We start from the raw sequence: 15,594 nt of genomic DNA, 5'->3' as shown, positions 1-15,594 counted from the left end.
TCAGCCGCCGGCGCGTTTCTGGGCCAGCTCGTCGTTGATCTGAGCGTCGACCTGCTTGAGCCCCGCGATCATGTCGGGGATGTTGCCCGCCTGCCACTTCTCCGCGAAGTCGTTGACGGCCTTGAGGTGCGCGTCGCCGATCGGGGTCGACGGGTTCGGCAGCAGCTTCCCGCCGTTGTACAGGTCGAGGAACGTCTTGAACTCCGGCGTGACCTCGAGCTTCGGGTCGGTCAGCGCGGCTTTGGTGCTCGGCACGTTCTTGAGCCCGTTCGACAGATCGACCAGGGTCGCGGTGTCGAGGGTGACCTGCTTGATCAGTTCCCAAGCCGCGCCGGGGTTCTTGGCACCCTTGGGGATCGCGATGATCGTGCCCGTGGTGAACGCGCCGCCGTAACGGTCCGGCTTGCTGTCCAGCACCGGCGGGGCCGCGGTGCCGAACTTCAGGTCCGGCGTCTGGTCCTTGATGAACGCGGTCCGGTATTCGCCGTCGATCATCATCGCGAGCTTGCCGCGCTGGAAACCGTGGTCCGCCGAGTACTCCTCGCCCAGACCGGCCTTGAACTGCTCGACCTTGGCATGGCCGCCGTAGAAGTCGACGAGCTGCTTCTGGAAGTCGAACATCGCCTTCCACTCGGGGCTGTCGGCGAGATGCGACTGGCCGTCCGGGCCGAGGTAGGTGGCGCCGAAGTTCGGGGCCCAGTACTGCGCGAAGTTGGCGTAGAACGGCATCGACGGCATGAACCCGGCGACCTTGATCGAGCCGTCCGGGTTGAACTCGGTCAGCTTCTTGGTGGCCTCGAACAGTTCCGAGGTCGTCTTCGGCGGCGACGTGATGCCCTTCGCCGCGAACATGTCCTTGTTGTAGTAGAAGCCGTAGACATCGGCGAGCAGCGGCATGGCGCAGCGCTTGCCCTGGTATTCGGTGTAGCTGCGGACGGCGTCGGGGATCTGCGCCAGGTCGACCTTGTCGCGCTCGATGTAGGGCTTGAGATCCTGGAAGCTGCCCGTCGAGCACCACGCGCCGAGGTTGTCGGTGAAGAACGAGATCGCCACGTCCGGCGGATTGCCACCGCGGATGGACTGGGTGATCTTGTCGTCGTCCTGCTGGCCTTCGTGCTTGATCTCGATGTTCGGGAACTTCGCCTTGAGCTTGTTGAGCCCGGCGGTGACCACGTTGTACTCGCGGTCGGTGAACTTGCTGTAGACGGTCAGCGTGAGCTTCGCGTCCGCGGCGGGGGCGGCCGCCGCGTCACCCGCCCCATCCTTCGGGCCGCTTGCGGCGCCCGAACAAGCGGACACCAGCGCGGCGACGGTGACCGCGCCGAGCACTATCGAGCCGCGCCAACGGCGGCCACTTCTCCGAACCTGGGTCGTGGAACTCATGACCCTCCTCCTAGTTGGTTGGGGCGGGAGACGGTGGTTCTGTTCGTGAATCCGGGATCGCCACGATCGGGTTAGGCTCTCCCGCCCCGGACCGTCTCGGCCCGAGGAGCGAAGGGGTGTTGACGCCGAAGACGTCCCTGCGCACGGTGGCGAGCGCCGATTGGAGCGCGCCCGCGCGGACCGCGTTGCCCTGCACCGAAGCGACCCCGACGGGAGTGCGGGGCAGGACCAGTTCGTGCAGCCTTTTCGCGACCAGGGCGGCGAAGTCGTCGCCACCGGCCCGGCTGGTGTCACCGGAAAGGAGCACGAGTTCGGGGTCGACGACCGCGATCAGGCTGGCCGCTCCGCCCGCGACACGGCGGGCGAGGTCGTCGAGGAAGGCTTCGTTCTCGCTTGCGCGGGCCTTGGCGACCGCGTCCGCGCCGGTCTCGGCCTCGATGCCGTGCGCGGCGGCCAGCTCGACGACGGCCGGGGACGCGACGAGGTCACCGAACCGATCGCCTCCGCGCGCCGGTTCTTTTCGTGTGGCAACGGAAACCGGATCGGGAACGCGCATCCAGTCGATCTCGCCGCCGCCCCCGGTCGCGCCGCGCAACAGCCTGCGGCCGACCACCACCGCGCCGCCGACGCCGTCGCTGAGCCAGATCATCACGAAGTCGTCGAGCCCGACGGCCTGGCCGACCGTCATCTCCACGATCGCGACGAGGTTGACGTCGTTCTCGATGGTGACCTCGACGCCGAGTTCCTGACTGAGCCTTCGCGGTACGTCGAAACCGAGCCAGCCGGGGATGTGCGGCGCGGAGGAGAGCAGGCCGGTGCGCGGATCGAAGGCGCCCTGCGCGCCGATGACGACGTGGCGGAGATCGGTGGCGGCGAGCCCGGCGCTGTTCGCGACCTGGGTGAGCGCCGCGCCGAAGGTGCCGACGACGTCCGCGCCCTCGTGGACCGGCAGCGGGACCTGGTACTCGGCGAGCACCGCGCCCGTGACGTCGGCGACGACGAAATCGGCTTTTTGCGGCGTCAGGTCCACGGCCGCGACGTAGGCGACACCGCCGTTGACCTGCCAGAGCTGCGCCCGCGGGCCCCGGCCCCCGCCGCGCACGCCCGCCTTGGCGACGATGTCGTCCTGCTCGAGGCGCGTGAGCAGCTGCGCCGTCGCGGGTTTGGACAGGCCGATCGCGACCTCGAGCTCGGAGCGCGTCAGCGGGCCGTCCCGGAGGAGGACCTCGATGGCCGCGCGATCGTTGATCTCGCGCAGCATTCGCGGACTGCCGGCTCGCATGGGGGTTCGCTCCCGACTTCGTTAGGAAACTTTACAGACGGTTTCCGGGGACTGTAGTGAGCCGAACCACAGCCGTCAACGGCGCGGGGAAACGGGGAGGTAACGCTTGGCGTGTTCCGCACAGTGGGTACACGTACCGGCGCGGAGGGTGTCCGTTCAGACGACGAAGGGCCGCTCAGGAGGTTCGAAGCCTCCCGAGCGGCCCTTCGGCGACGCGGTGGTGAATCAGAAGTTGGGCTGCACGTACAGGTCGTACACCCAGGGGAATGTGGGCGAGGGGTAGCACATCCACCCGTTCCAGTCCCCGGCGATCTGGCCATGGTGGCCGGTGATTCCGCAGTCCTCCTCGGAGTACGAACCGAAGTACTCGTAGTCCGAGGCCTGCGCAGCTCCGGCGTTCACTGCGCTGAACGAGGCGAAGGCCGCGACAGCGGCTCCGGCGACGGCAAGCCGCCGCAAGGTGTTCTTCATGTTTTCCCCAGTGTCCTAACTCGATGATCAAGAAACCGAACGGCCGGAGAGTATCGGACACTTCGCCGCTTCGCGGGCAAATCACCAACATGGCCACCAGAGGACTGGAGGTCGTCCTGTAAGTTTGCCCCCAGTGTCCACAAAGGACGCTTGCCGACGACCCCTGCGTCCGTTTAATGCACATATGTACGGTTTCACGAGGGGGTCGTGAGTGGCAAGTGGGGTTCTAACCCTCATTGCCACTCACGACCTCGGTCAGGATCGTACAAATGGATATAAAACGGATGCCGCGCAGTCGGAAACTGTCCCTTGTGGACAATCAGCGGCGAGTAGGCGTCAGCGAAGAGGGTCCACGCCACATTTGACTTACCCCTCAATAACCCTCATTGCCACTCACGACCCCTTCGGGCAGCAGCGCCCCGCTAGGAGCGAGGCCTTTGTGGACAGTGGGGTCGGGTGGCGGCTTCCCGCAAGCGGTCGTGCGGCCGGAGCGTGTCGCGAAAGCCACGTTCGCGACGTCTGATGTCCCGAAAGTGGCTTTCGCGACATCAAGCAGGCCTCAGACCGCCAACAGGACACCGCCTACACGCCGGCCCAGGCCGCCAGCATCACGCGCGCGATCGACGAGTTCCCCGGCAGCACCAGCTGCCGCGTACCGCCGGCGATCGGGGTCGGCACGGCGCCCGCGTTCCGCAGCTGACTGTTCGCGAAAGCGGCCCGCACCTCCTCGCGCGAAACCCAGAACGCCTCTTCGATCTCGCCCTCGGCGGGCACGAGCTCAGCGGAGATGTCGGCCCGCGCGGTGAAGCCGAGCATGATCGACCGCGGGAACGGCCACGGCTGGCTGCCGAGATAGCGGATGTCGCGCACCTCGACGCCGACCTCTTCGCGGATCTCCCGCTCGACACAGCCTTCGAGCGACTCCCCCGCCTCGACGAAACCGGCGAGGATCGAGTACCGGTCCGGCGGCCAGATCGGTTGCCGTGCCAGGAGGACGTGCTCGCCGTTGACGCCGGCGTCGTCGTGCACGAGGCAGATGACCGCCGGGTCGGTGCGCGGGTACTCCTCCCGCCCGCAGCCGGTGCACTTGCTCGCCCAGCCCAGCTGCACCAGCTCGGTCGGGCTGCCGCAGCGCGTGCAGAACTTCGCCTGCCGGCGCCAGGCCTGCAACGCCTGCGCGGTGGTGAACAGCCCGGCCGACGTGTCGTCGAGCAGGTCGCCGTAGCCGCGCAGGTCGACCCAGATCTCGCCTTCGTGCCGTGCGACCTGCTCCACGACGCCCCAGCTGCCCGCCATCTCGACGGTCTCGGTCTCGCCGGCGGGCCGGCCGGGCAGCGACCAGTAGTCGGTGCCCTGCCACTCCCCCAGGAAGACCGCGTCGGCGGGCGGCTCGGTGCCGAAATCCTGCGATTTGCGCGTCGCCAGGGTGCCGGAACCCTCCACCACCGGGGTGCGCGCGTGCTCGTCGAGCAGCACGACCCGGGCGTTCGGCCAGCGCTCGGCGAGCCTGTCCGGGTTGGTGCGCAAGGATTCCTGACGGTCCGCAGTGGAGCGCGAAAGCGTCGGGAGCGCCCCTAACCCGAACGGCGTCTCCATCAGGATGGCTCCCCGACGGTCACGTCGCCCAGCGCCGTCAGCTTCGGCGCGAGGACGTCGGCGTCGCCGACGACGACCCCGGTGAACCGCTTGGGCGCGAAGAACTCCAGCGCGGCGTTCGCCACGTCTTCGGCGGTGACCGCGGCGAGCCGTGCCGGGTGCTCGGCGAGCCATTCGGCGCCCAGCCCGGTCGCGGCGAGCGCGGACAGCTGAGCGGCGAGGCCCGCCTGCGAGGACGCGGACGTGACCAGCGAACCGATCGCGTACTGGCGCACCGACTCGACCTCGTCGGCGGTCGGCGGGACGAGACCGAGCCTGGCCAGCTCGTACCGCGTCTCCAGGAGCGCGGCCGCGGTCGCATCGGTCGCGGTGTCCGCGTCGACGTTCACCACGGCGGTCTGGTCGGTGAACTCGAACCCGGAGTGCGCGCTGTAGGTGTAACCCTTGTCCTCACGGATGTTCTCGACCAGCCGCGAGGAGAAGTACCCGCCGTAGACGAGGTTCGCCAGCTGCAGTGCCGGGTACCGCGGGTCCGTGCGGGACACGGTCTGCGCGGACAGCCGGATCTGCGACTGCACGGCACCGGCCCGCGGCACCAGCAGGACATCGCCCCCGGTGAGGGCGGGCAGCGCGGGCAGGCGGACGGCGGAACGGTCCGAAGCCCAGCCGCCGAACGCCTTCTCCAGGTCGCCGATGACGGTGTCGGGGTCGATGTCGCCGACGATCACCAGCACGGATCCCCGCGGCAGCACCGAAGCCCGGTGCAGCGCGCGAACCTGCTCCGGCGTCACGACGGCCACGTCTTCGGCCTGCGGGACCTCACGCACCGCGGGGTGGTCGCCGTAGCGGTGCTTCTGCAGCGCCTCACGGGCGATCGTCCTCGGCTGCGTGCGGGAGACGGCGATCCGCTCGATGAGCCGCTCGCGTTCCCGCTCGACCTCGGCGTCCGCGTACGACGCGCCGGTGAGCGCGTCGGCGAGGACGTCGAGCATCGTCGGCAGGCCGTCGGCCAGCGAGGTGCCGGTGACGACCAGGCGCTCCGGGTCGACGCCGGACGCGAGGTCACCGCCGATCAGCGCCAGATCCGCGTCGATCTCGATGCGGTCGCGGCGGGCGGTGCCGGTCAGCAGGGTCTCGGCCAGCACCTCGGCGGTGGCCGGGTGCAGCTTGTCCTCGCCGGCGAACGGGATCCAGACGCGCAGCTCGACCAGCGGCACGGTGGCCTTGCGGACGGCGAGCACCCGCAGCCCGTTGCTCAGCGTGGTGTCCACATGGGACAGCTCCGCCGCGGCGCGCTGCGTCCCCAGCGACGGGACCGGACGCGGCCCGGCGGCCGTGCGGCCGATCTCCTCGGCGGTGCGGTGCGGTGCGCTCACTGCTCGGTACCTTCCTGGTCTGAAGATCCACTACCCGGGCGGACGACGAGCACGGCGCGCGAATCCGGCCGCAGTGCCTTCGCCGCCGCCGAAACGGCCTCCCCGGTGACCGCCGAGATCTTGTCGGCGAGCCGGTACACCAGCGACGCGTCGCCGTACAGCAGCTCGAACGAGCCGAGCGCGAGCGTCCGGGACACCAGCTTGTCGTGCTCGGAGTGCAGGCTCGCGGCCCAGCGCGCGGTGACCTTCTTGATCTCCTGGTCGCCGGGCGGCGTGGCCGCCAGCTTCTCCAGCTCCTCGTCCAGCGCGGCGAGGACCTGGTCGGTGCTCACCTCGTGCGGGTGGATCGCGGTGATGGTGAACGTGTCCGGGTCGCGGGCCTCGAACGGGCCGAACAGCCCGGCGCCCGCGCCGATGTCGACGACCAGCGGTTCACGGTGCACCAGCCGCTGCTGCAGCCGGGAGCCGTCACCGTCGGTCAGCACGCCGGCGAGCACGAGGTTCGCCAGGTAGCCGTCGAGGTCGTTGATCGGATCCGGCATGCGGTAGCCGACGCCGACCGCGGGCAATGGGGCGTGCGGGTCCACCTGCTCGCCGCGCAGTTCGCCATCGGGGGCGGGCTCGGCGAACGACGGACGCTCGGGCGCGGGCCGGTGCGGCACGTCGCCGAAGTGCTTCTCGATCAGCTCGCGGGCCTCGTCGACGGTGAAGTCACCGGCGACGGTCAGCACCGCGTTCGCGGGCGAGTAGTAGGTGTCGAAGAAGGCCGCGCAGTCGTCCATGGTGGCCTGTTCGAGATCCTCGAAGCCGCCGTAACCGTTGTGCGCGTTGGGGAACGTGGAGTACAGCACCGGCGGGAGGGTGATCCACGGGAACCCGCCGTACGGCCGGTTCAGCACGTTGAGGCGGATCTCCTCCTTGACCACGTCGATCTGGTTGGCCAGGTTCTCCTGCGTCAGCTTCGGCGCCCGCATCCTGTCCGCTTCGAGGAACAGGGCGCGCTCGAGAGCCGCGGCGGGGAGGACCTCGAAGTAGTCCGTGTAGTCCGGATGGGTGGAGCCGTTGAAGCTGCCACCACTCGACTGGACGTACCGGAAGTGCGCGAGCTTCTCCAGGCTCTCGCTCCCCTGGAACATCAAATGCTCGAAGAGGTGCGCGAAACCGGTGCGCCCTTCGGGCTCGGAACGGAAGCCCACGTCGTAGTGGACGCTGACACCCACCACCGGAGCGGTCGCGTCGGGCGCGAGCACCACGCGCAGACCGTTGTCGAGGGTGAATCGGACAAGCTCGGGATCGGCCATGCGCACCACCCTACGGGCTACTCAGGCCTCCAGGCGACGACCCTGGCGGGTCGCGGCGAAGGTTCCCACTAGTGCGGCGGTGAAGTCGCTCACCCGCGCGAAGTCCACCTCTTCGGCGGTTTCCTTGCCGTACCAGTAGATCTTGGGCGGCCCCTTGAGCGCGGCGAATCCGGCGACCCACCGGTCTTGTTCGCCGAGAGCGAGCGCGTACGGCAGCGCGCGGGAAAGGAGCACCTCGCGTTCGAGCTTCGGGACGGCCGTCGCCTCGGTCTCCCGAAGCACGTCGCGGACGCCGAGCAGCCGCCGGTGCAGCGCGACGCCGGCGCCGGTGCGCACCGGCAGCCACCGGGCGGCGACGGCGAGTACCGCGCCCGCGGCGATGACGATCAGCCCGAGCTGCGCGTAGCCGACGGTCAAGGCCAGCAGGGCGGTGAGGAACAGACCGTAGAAGCAGATCCGCAGGCCGACGCGGGTCAGCCTGGCGGGCAGCCGCGAGTACCAGCCGCGTTCGACGACGCTGTCGTCCAGCACGTCCCGCACCGTGTCGACGCCGATCCGGGCGGACTGGATCTCCGGCAGGAGCACCGACTCGCGGTCCCCGGGCAGAAGGAGGTCGAACACGGCGCGTTCGTAAGTGGTCAGCTGCTCGTCCGGCGGATTGCGGCGGACGAGCCGCCAGGTGGCAGGCTCGCCGGGCTCCTCGCTCACCCAGAGGTAGTTCCGGACCGCGAGGTCGACGACCGTCGCGGCCAGGTCCACGGCGTCGGCGCGGCCAGACAAGACGGTCCCGACCTGCCCGGGAAGCACGCCGTCGGGTGAGGCGAACGCGGCCCGGTCGTCCTTCCCGGTGAGCAGCCGAACCGGGAGCGCGTCGCCCGGATCCCGGTCCCGCCTCCGCAGCAGGGCCAGCGCGACGCCGGCCGCGACCAGCGCGAGCGCGAAGCCACCCCAAGCCCAGCCGACCGGAGCGCTGAGCACGAACGCCCCGGCGAAGGTCTTCGACGGCTCCAGGCGCGCGTTCGCCGGGACGGTGCCGCCGGGCAGTTCGACCGAGATCTCCATCCGCTGCCCCGGCGCGAGGTTCTGCTGGCTGAACCTGGTCAGCCCGGAATGCGCGATCTGGGCGGTGCCGCAGTGCGCGCGCGACCCCTCGGGCCCGGCGTAACAGGTGACCGCGTTCGGGATGGTCGGCGCGGCGAAGCTCGCCCGCACGAGTTCGAGCCGGGTGTCCCAGCCGCCCGCGAGCTGCCAGCTCACCCGGGTCAAGCCGTCGGCTTCGGAGACCGCGCCGTCCACTGTGTACCGGACGATCGAGGTGCCACCCTTGAGCTTGACGGTGAGTTCTTCGCCGGTCAGCTCGGCGTTGCCCGCCCCCTCGATGACGACGTCACGGATGCCGATGATCCGGTCACGGTCGCGCGGGGCGGCCGTGCGGAGCGGGATCCGGCGGGTCATCGTCGCCTCGCTCGGCACGGACACCGCCTCGACGACGGTGAGGGCGCCGTCGCGTTCCACCTTGAGCGAGATCTCCGCGCTGTTCGGCAACGAGGGCAGCTGCGGTTCGCTCTGCGCTCCCGCCGGTGCCGCGCCCAGCACCAGCAGGAGACCGACCAGCAACAGCACGCAATTAGTCCTCTGAATGCGGTACTTGCGTGTGCAACTACCGCATTCAGAGGACGAAACGTGGGGCTTCACGTCAGGCGGGGACCGGTTCCGGGCGAAGCGAGCGCAGATGCCCGGATTCGGCGAGCAGACCGTCCAAAGCGGACAGGAACGACGGCAGATGCGCGGCGAACCGGCGCAGATCCCGATCGCCCTCGAGCCCGCCGAACCAGTACAGCCCGGCCGAACCGTCCGCCGACGGGTCGAGCCCCTCGAACGTCCGGAGCCAGTGCTCGGTGTCGCCGAGGACGATGGCGTACGGCAGCGACCGGGAGAACACCATTTCCCGGTCCCCCAAGGGAATGTCGGCGACCTTGACGGTGTGCAGGTATTCGAGCAGTCCGCGCACCTGGCCGACCAGTCGCCTGCCGCGTGTGGTCCTCGCGGGCACCCACGACGCGCCCAGCAGCGTCGCGATCCCGGCGAGCGCGACCGCGACGCCGAGCAGCGCGTGGCCCGCCGTGAAGGTCAGGACGACCGTGGCCACCAGTCCGAGTGCGATCAGGCCGATACCCGCCCACGTCAGCTTGCTCTTGCCCTTGTCCGGGCGCCGCGAGAACCAGCCCTTGCGCACGACGTCGGCGTACATCGCCTCGCCGGCGACACGGAGATCGACGGTGCCGCGGCCGCGGAGTTCCGACAGCAGCACGGAATCGGTGCCCTCGGGAAGGAGCGCGGAGTAGATCTCGCGCTCGAAAGCGGCGAGGTGCTCGTCCGGCGCGTTACGGCGCGCGATCTGCCAGTCGACCGTTCCGGCGCCGCGGACTTCGGCGATCCACAGGTAGTTGCGGACCGCGAGGTCGACCACCGTTCCGCTGACGTCCACGACGTCGACCGTCTCGTCGACGACGGTGCCGACCTGTCCGGGCAGGACACCGTCGGGCGAGGCGAAGGACACCCGGTCGCCCTCCCGCATGAGGACGTCGACCGGGCCGGTGCCCGCGGTGAGCGCGCCCCGGTCACGACGGCGCAGCAGCCAGACGGCGAGCGCGCCGAGGATCAGGAACAGCGCCAGCGCCCCGAAACCGATACCGGCGAGGGTGGTGAGGGCGAACGCGCCGCCGACCGAGGCGAGCTGCTCGAACCGCGCGTTCGCGGGCACCGTGCCCGCCGGGAGCTGGACGGCGAGGTCGACCCGCTCGCCCGCCGCGAGCTTGTCCTGCTCGATGCGGACGACGCCGCTGTGGTCGGTCTCCGCGAGCGAACACTGCCGGTCCGAACCGAGCGGCCCGGCGAAACAGTCCACTGTGGGCGTTTCGCGCGTCGGCGCGCTGAACGAAGCGGACACCCGGGACAGTTCGCCGTCCCAGCCGCTCGCGACCTGCCAGCGCACCTGCTGCGCGCCGTTGACGTCCGCGACCGCACCGTCCACTTTGTACTTGAGGGTGGCCGCTCCGCCGTCGAAGGTGGCGACGAGCTGTTCGCCGTTCGGCTCGGCCTTGCCCGCGCCCTCGACCGAGACGTCGCGGATCGCGTAGACGCGGTCCTGCTCTTCTCCCGCGGGAACCCTCAACGGGATCCGGCGCACCAGATGCTGTCCACCCGGGACGGTCACCTGCTCGGTGATCGACACCGAACCGTCGCGTTCCACCTTCACCGCGACGTTCGCGGACGCTCCGCTCGGCGGCTGGAGCAGCCCGAGCTGACCGCGCGCGCCGAGTGGCGGCGGCTTCGGCAGCTGTGGCGCGTTCGTCAGTGAAGGGCCCGCTCCGGGCGCCTCCGGCACGTTCGTATCCGACGGCGGGGCCATCAAGGCCGAGCTCGCCGCGACGGCCACGACCGCCGTCCCCCATTTCGTCAACACAGCCACACACTCTAGGGCAGCCGATCTATGCTGACCGCCGAAACGCCGAATCCGCCACCTGGGCGAACGGCGTTGCCGAACCGCATGGGGGATCCACTCGATGAACCAGCAGCCGCCCGGCCCGCCTGATCCGCGGCGCCGGCCGACTCCGCCACCGACGCCACCGCGGCAACCGCCCCGGCAGCCACCCCGGCCGCCGCAGGGTGGCCGTCCGCTCCCGCCGCCGGGAGCGCGTCCGCTTCCACCGCTTCCACCGCGCGGGGGGCCGCCGATGCCGCCGCCGAACCGGCCGGGCCCCGTCCCGCCCGGACGTCCGCCGGTCTCCCGGCCGACGCCGATTCCACCGCCGTACCGGCCGGGTCCGCCGAGCGGTGGCATGCCGCTGCCCCCGCCGGGTGCGGCTCCGCTCCCGCCGCCGCAGATCGGCGCGCCGGTCCCGTTCCGGCCTGGCGCCGTCGGCCCGCCGCAGCTTCCTTACGGTCCGCGTTTCGCTCAGCCCGCTTTCGCGCCCTACGGGGGATATCGAGCCAAGAAGTCGAACGGCGGGGTCATCGCGGCGATCGCGATCGTGGCCGTGATGGCGGTCATGGGCGGGCTGCTCATGGTGATCACCATCGCGAACGGCAAGTCGAAACACGTCGCGGACGTCGGTTACTCGAGCTATGCGACGACCTCCACTTCGGACGACACGACGACGACCACGTCCGGTGACACGTCGACGACGAGGGCCACCGGTTCGCGTGATTCGACCGGCACGCGGGAGACGTCGACCGGCTCGAACCGTGAGACGTCCGCCAGCCGCGCCCCGTCCGGCCCGCAACCGCACCACAAGCTGGCGGACAACCCGCTGTGGCTCGATTCCGAAGTCGGCCTGCCGAACCAGCCGTGCAATCTCTCGCGCTGGGCGAACAACCCGAACGCGTCATCGGCGTTCTTCGAAAGCGCGCGGCCCTGCCTGGACAGCGTCTGGCAGCAGGTCATGAACTATTCGAAACTGCCGTTCCGCGTGCCGACCGTGAAGTACCCGTCCGGCAAGAACTGGTCGAGCCCCTGCGGCGACGCCAACGGCGGCTCGGTGGCGGCGTTCTACTGCTCGCAGAACGAGACGCTGTACATGCCGTACGAAGGGCTTCAGGTCTCTCAATACGGCAACCGGCCCGGGGTCTATCTGGCGGTCTTCGCCCACGAGTACGCGCATCACATTCAGGCGCTTTCCGGTATCTCGGAGGCCTATTGGGACGCGCGGTACGAAGCGGGCACCGACTCGGCGGCGGGCCTGGAGATGTCGCGGCGCAACGAGCTTTCGGCGCAGTGTCTTTCCGGGACGTTCCTCGGTTCGACGGTGGGGCGTGGCGGCTCGGTCGATCAGGCGATGTATCGCGACGCCTGGCAGACGCAGGACCGCGGCGACCACAATGGCGGCCCGCGCGACCACGGCTCCGACGCGCACGCCGTCTCGTGGTGGCAGCACGGCGCGCAGAAGAACCGGATGTTCCAGTGCAACACCTGGGCGGCGAAGTCGGCCGACGTTTCCTGACCTGACGCCGATCAGCCCGGAGGCGCGAAGGGGTTTTCCGGGGCCGGTTCCGAGGGTGGCTGAGGTGGGGCGACCGGTGCGGGGGCGGCGGGCTGCGGATAGGGCTGCACGACTGGCTGTCCGTACTGGACCGCGGGCTGCAGCTTCGCCTGATCCCGCCGCCGCCGCTCGGCCAGCACCGCCGACAGGTACGCCCACGACGGCACCCCCGGCGGCACCGGCGCCCCGATCGCCCCCGCGACCTGCTGCGCAAGGCCGTACCCGAGCGCTTCGGCCGCTTCGGGGCGAAGCTCGCTCGTGCGGCTCAGGTACTGGCGGACGGCGAGCGCGAGATCGTTCGGCAACCGGGTCAGGTCCAGCTGCGAAGCCCAGTACGCCAGCTGCGGCGGCATCCCGACGTACGGCGTCCGCGAGGCGGGCATGCGTTCCCGGATCACCAGCGTGCCCGCCAGGTAATCGCCGACGCGGCGGCCGTTGGGCGACAGCAGCGACGTGACCACCGCCACGACGCCGAGCATGCCCAGCGCCCAGAAGTCGATGAAGAATCCGGCGAGCCCGCGGACCAGCGCGTGCCGGAACCGCACCGGGCCGCCGTCGGTGCGGACCACCCGCAGGCCGAGCGCCATCTTCCCGAGCGTGCGGCCGCGGCTCAGTGTCTCGAAGATCACCGGGTAGCCGACCATGATCAGCACGAGGGTCACCAGGAACAGGGTCAGCGCCAGCGCCTCGTCGCCGAACACGGCGACCTGGCTCAAGACCAGCATCGCGACGAACAGGACGATCAGCTGGAGGGCGACGTCGAGCATCATGGCGAGCCCGCGGCTGGCCAGTTTCGCCGCGCGCACGTCCAGGACGACGGCCTCGCCGGTGACGAGTTCGGACTCTTGTTCCACCTGGCAAGCGTAGTGACGAATAGGCTGGGCGACCAAGGACGATCGCCGGGAGGGCTCCGAGTTGGACGTGGACGTGTTCGTCGCCGCGCACCAGGCCGAATGGAACCGGCTGCGCGACCTCGTCGGCCGCGCCGGGAGGCTCAGCGGCCCGGACGCCGACGAGCTGGTGACGCTGTACCAGCGTGTCGCGACGCATCTTTCGATCATCCGCTCGGTCGCGCCCGACCCCGTGCTCGTCGCGCAGCTGTCCGGCCTGGTCGCGAAGGCGCGCTCGGCCGTCACCGGTTCGCACAGCCCCGCCTGGCGCGAGGTCGGCCTCTTCTTCACCCATCGGTTCCCGGCGGCGCTGTACCTGAGCCGTCGCTGGTGGCTGGCTTCGGCGGCGGCGTCGATCGCGGTGATGGCGATCGCGGCGGTGTGGATCGCCGGAGACCCGCAAGTGCTCGCGTCGCTGGCCTCGCCGGAGGAGTTCAAGGAGCTGACCGCGCCGGGCGGGAAGTACGAGACGTACTACTCGTCCGATCCCGCGGGTTCCTTCGCCGCGCGCGTCTGGACCAACAACGCGTGGGTGGCCGCGACCTGCCTGTTCCTCGGCGTGGTGCTGGGGGTCCCGGTGATCTACGCGCTGTGGGCGAACTCGCTGAACCTCGCGATCGGCGCGGCGCTGATGTCCTCGGCGGGGCGGCTCGACGTGTTCTTCGGGCTGATCCTGCCGCACGGCCTGCTGGAGCTGACCGCAGTGTTCGTCGCGGCCGGGACGGGGCTGAAGCTCGGCTGGACGGTCGTCGACCCGGGACGCCGGTCCCGGACGGCCGCGCTCGGCGAGCAAGGGCGATCGGTCGTGGTGATGGCGCTGGGGCTGACCGTCGTACTGCTGATCTCCGGCGTGATCGAGGGCTTCGTGACCCCCTCGGGCCTGCCGACCTGGGCGAGGATAGGAATCGGAGTAATCGCCGAGGTCGCGTTCTTACTTTACGTGTTCGTCGTCGGGCGTCGCGCCGCGAAAGCGGGCGAAGTGGGTGATGTCGACTGGCGATACGCTGGAGATTCTCGACCGGAAGCGGGCTGACCTGCTTAGCTCCTCACATGGGGAGAAATCGGTTACGTGTCTTCGCGATCATCGTCCTGTCCGTACTCGCCTCGACGCTCCTCGTCGGCGCGTCCCAGGCTCGGACCACGTCCGCGCCGTCGGGCAAACAGAACTGGGTGGTGAGCGTCGGCGGATTCCGGACCGACGCCGACCGCAATTACGTCCGCCTCGGCTATCTCGTGTTCAACCCGGCCGACAACACCGTCGCGCACAACTTCTGGACCTGGAACCAGGCGGATTTCCCCGCCCCGGTCAACAGCGGCGACGTCTACTACTGCGGTGACTGGGCGCCGGGGACCAATCCCCGCAACAACTGCCCGATCAAGACCGCGCCAGGGTTCACCGGCGCGCCGAACGGCCACTTCACCGGCACCTACGCCGAGAACTCCGGACAGGTGGCCATCACCTGGACCAGCAGCACCGTCGACGGCACCACCACCCCGGTGAACCTCACGGAGACGTGGGCCGTCTCGGAGCCGAAGCCGGGGCTCGGCCGTCTGCAGCTGGTGAACGACAACTACTCGATCAGCAGCGGCATCGCCTACGGCAGCAACGCCTCCCTCGCGCAGACCAGCAAGGCCCCGATGAGCTCGGTCCGCGCGACCCAGCGGTCGTACCTGCTCGAAGGCCAGGGCGTGAACCGCCGCGCGATCACGAACTGGACCAGGGGAAGCAGCGGTGCCCTCGGTGTCGGTCCGGGCTGGAACAAGTGCGACGACAGCTCCTGTCTCGGATACGTGCAGTACGACTCCGGCTGCGACCCGTCCTCGTGCTGCCCCGCCGGCCCCGGCTACGAGGCGTGCGCGAAGAAGATCATCGACACCGGCGACAGGCGGTTCTACTACCTGAGCGACGCTTTCGGCGGACGGCGCAACAGTTACGAGTTCTGGTGCGAATGCCTGTCCTACAACGGTTGCTACCTCGGCAACAGTCACGTCCGCCCGCTGCTGCAGGTGATCGACGACGCCGGCGCGTTCCAAGGCTGGGTCGGCGCCGAGGTCAGCCCGGACCGGAGCGGTTCGCGGGATCCTTCGGGTGAGTACTACTCCAGTTTCGCTCTGGTGGCCTGAAACCACCGGCTCGCTTTGGTGGGGGGTTGGGGGGGGTGGGGTTGGGGGGCCACACCCAACCCCAAAACCCCACCCCACCACACCCCCCGCCCGCCGGCGCCGAGGGAGGGTGGTGTTTGGGGGGGGGAC

General features: G+C 69.8%; 12 protein-coding genes. 3 read left to right on the top strand and 9 right to left on the bottom strand.

Translation table 11 applies throughout. The features are described 5' to 3' along the window. The 8 genes from ACIRGA_RS19455 to ACIRGA_RS19420 all read right to left on the bottom strand — a co-directional run bounded on the left by ACIRGA_RS19455 (position 1) and on the right by ACIRGA_RS19420 (position 10,875). On the bottom strand, positions 1–1,383 hold the full coding sequence (locus ACIRGA_RS19455) for an extracellular solute-binding protein (protein ID WP_400942801.1): 1,383 nt from the start codon (positions 1,381–1,383) through the stop codon (positions 1–3). 10 nt (positions 1,384–1,393) lie between these two features. Continuing rightward, entirely contained in the window at positions 1,394–2,644 is a 1,251-nt protein-coding gene (locus ACIRGA_RS19450; protein WP_400942917.1) for an ROK family protein, read from the bottom strand. Positions 2,645–2,890: 246 nt separating this feature from the next. Beyond that, a complete protein-coding gene (locus ACIRGA_RS19445) occupies positions 2,891–3,136 on the bottom strand; it encodes a hypothetical protein (protein WP_400942799.1) in 246 nt (81 codons plus the stop codon). A 582-nt stretch (positions 3,137–3,718) separates the two neighbouring features. After that, positions 3,719–4,732 (bottom strand): NAD(+) diphosphatase, encoded by a 1,014-nt coding sequence (nudC, locus tag ACIRGA_RS19440; RefSeq protein WP_400942797.1) that lies wholly within the window; start codon positions 4,730–4,732, stop codon positions 3,719–3,721. Next, the gene (locus tag ACIRGA_RS19435; RefSeq protein WP_400942795.1) at positions 4,732–6,108 is read right to left on the bottom strand and encodes a M16 family metallopeptidase; all 1,377 of its coding nucleotides are present in this window, start codon (positions 6,106–6,108) and stop codon (positions 4,732–4,734) included. Before ACIRGA_RS19435 ends, nudC begins: the two co-directional genes overlap by 1 nt. Then, a complete protein-coding gene (locus tag ACIRGA_RS19430; RefSeq protein WP_400942794.1) occupies positions 6,105–7,409 on the bottom strand; it encodes a M16 family metallopeptidase in 1,305 nt (434 codons plus the stop codon). Before ACIRGA_RS19430 ends, ACIRGA_RS19435 begins: the two co-directional genes overlap by 4 nt. Before the next feature lie 21 nt (positions 7,410–7,430). Continuing rightward, the gene (locus tag ACIRGA_RS19425; RefSeq protein ID WP_400942792.1) at positions 7,431–9,032 is read right to left on the bottom strand and encodes a DUF2207 family protein; all 1,602 of its coding nucleotides are present in this window, start codon (positions 9,030–9,032) and stop codon (positions 7,431–7,433) included. Positions 9,033–9,105: 73 nt separating this feature from the next. After that, positions 9,106–10,875, bottom strand: coding sequence for a DUF2207 domain-containing protein (locus tag ACIRGA_RS19420; RefSeq protein ID WP_400942916.1), 1,770 nt, complete (start codon positions 10,873–10,875; stop codon positions 9,106–9,108). 271 nt (positions 10,876–11,146) lie between these two features. On the opposite strand from ACIRGA_RS19420, the gene ACIRGA_RS19415 reads away from it, so the two are divergent. Then, positions 11,147–12,412, top strand: a complete 1,266-nt coding sequence (locus tag ACIRGA_RS19415) for a neutral zinc metallopeptidase (RefSeq protein ID WP_400942790.1) — start codon at positions 11,147–11,149, stop codon at positions 12,410–12,412. Positions 12,413–12,423: 11 nt separating this feature from the next. Here the strand turns inward: ACIRGA_RS19415 and ACIRGA_RS19410 are convergent, their stop codons facing one another. Next, the gene (locus ACIRGA_RS19410) at positions 12,424–13,305 is read right to left on the bottom strand and encodes an RDD family protein (protein ID WP_400942789.1); all 882 of its coding nucleotides are present in this window, start codon (positions 13,303–13,305) and stop codon (positions 12,424–12,426) included. Positions 13,306–13,366: 61 nt separating this feature from the next. On the opposite strand from ACIRGA_RS19410, the gene ACIRGA_RS19405 reads away from it, so the two are divergent. Then, complete coding sequence (locus ACIRGA_RS19405) at positions 13,367–14,374, top strand: stage II sporulation protein M (RefSeq protein ID WP_400942787.1); 1,008 nt, start codon at positions 13,367–13,369, stop codon at positions 14,372–14,374. 17 nt (positions 14,375–14,391) lie between these two features. Further along, entirely contained in the window at positions 14,392–15,465 is a 1,074-nt protein-coding gene (locus tag ACIRGA_RS19400) for a hypothetical protein (RefSeq protein WP_400942785.1), read from the top strand. The last annotated feature ends 129 nt before the right edge of the window (positions 15,466–15,594 follow it).

Source organism: Amycolatopsis sp. NPDC102389 (assembly GCF_044765885.1).
Classification (GTDB): domain Bacteria; phylum Actinomycetota; class Actinomycetes; order Mycobacteriales; family Pseudonocardiaceae; genus Amycolatopsis.
This window is presented reverse-complemented; position numbering and strand designations above follow the sequence as displayed.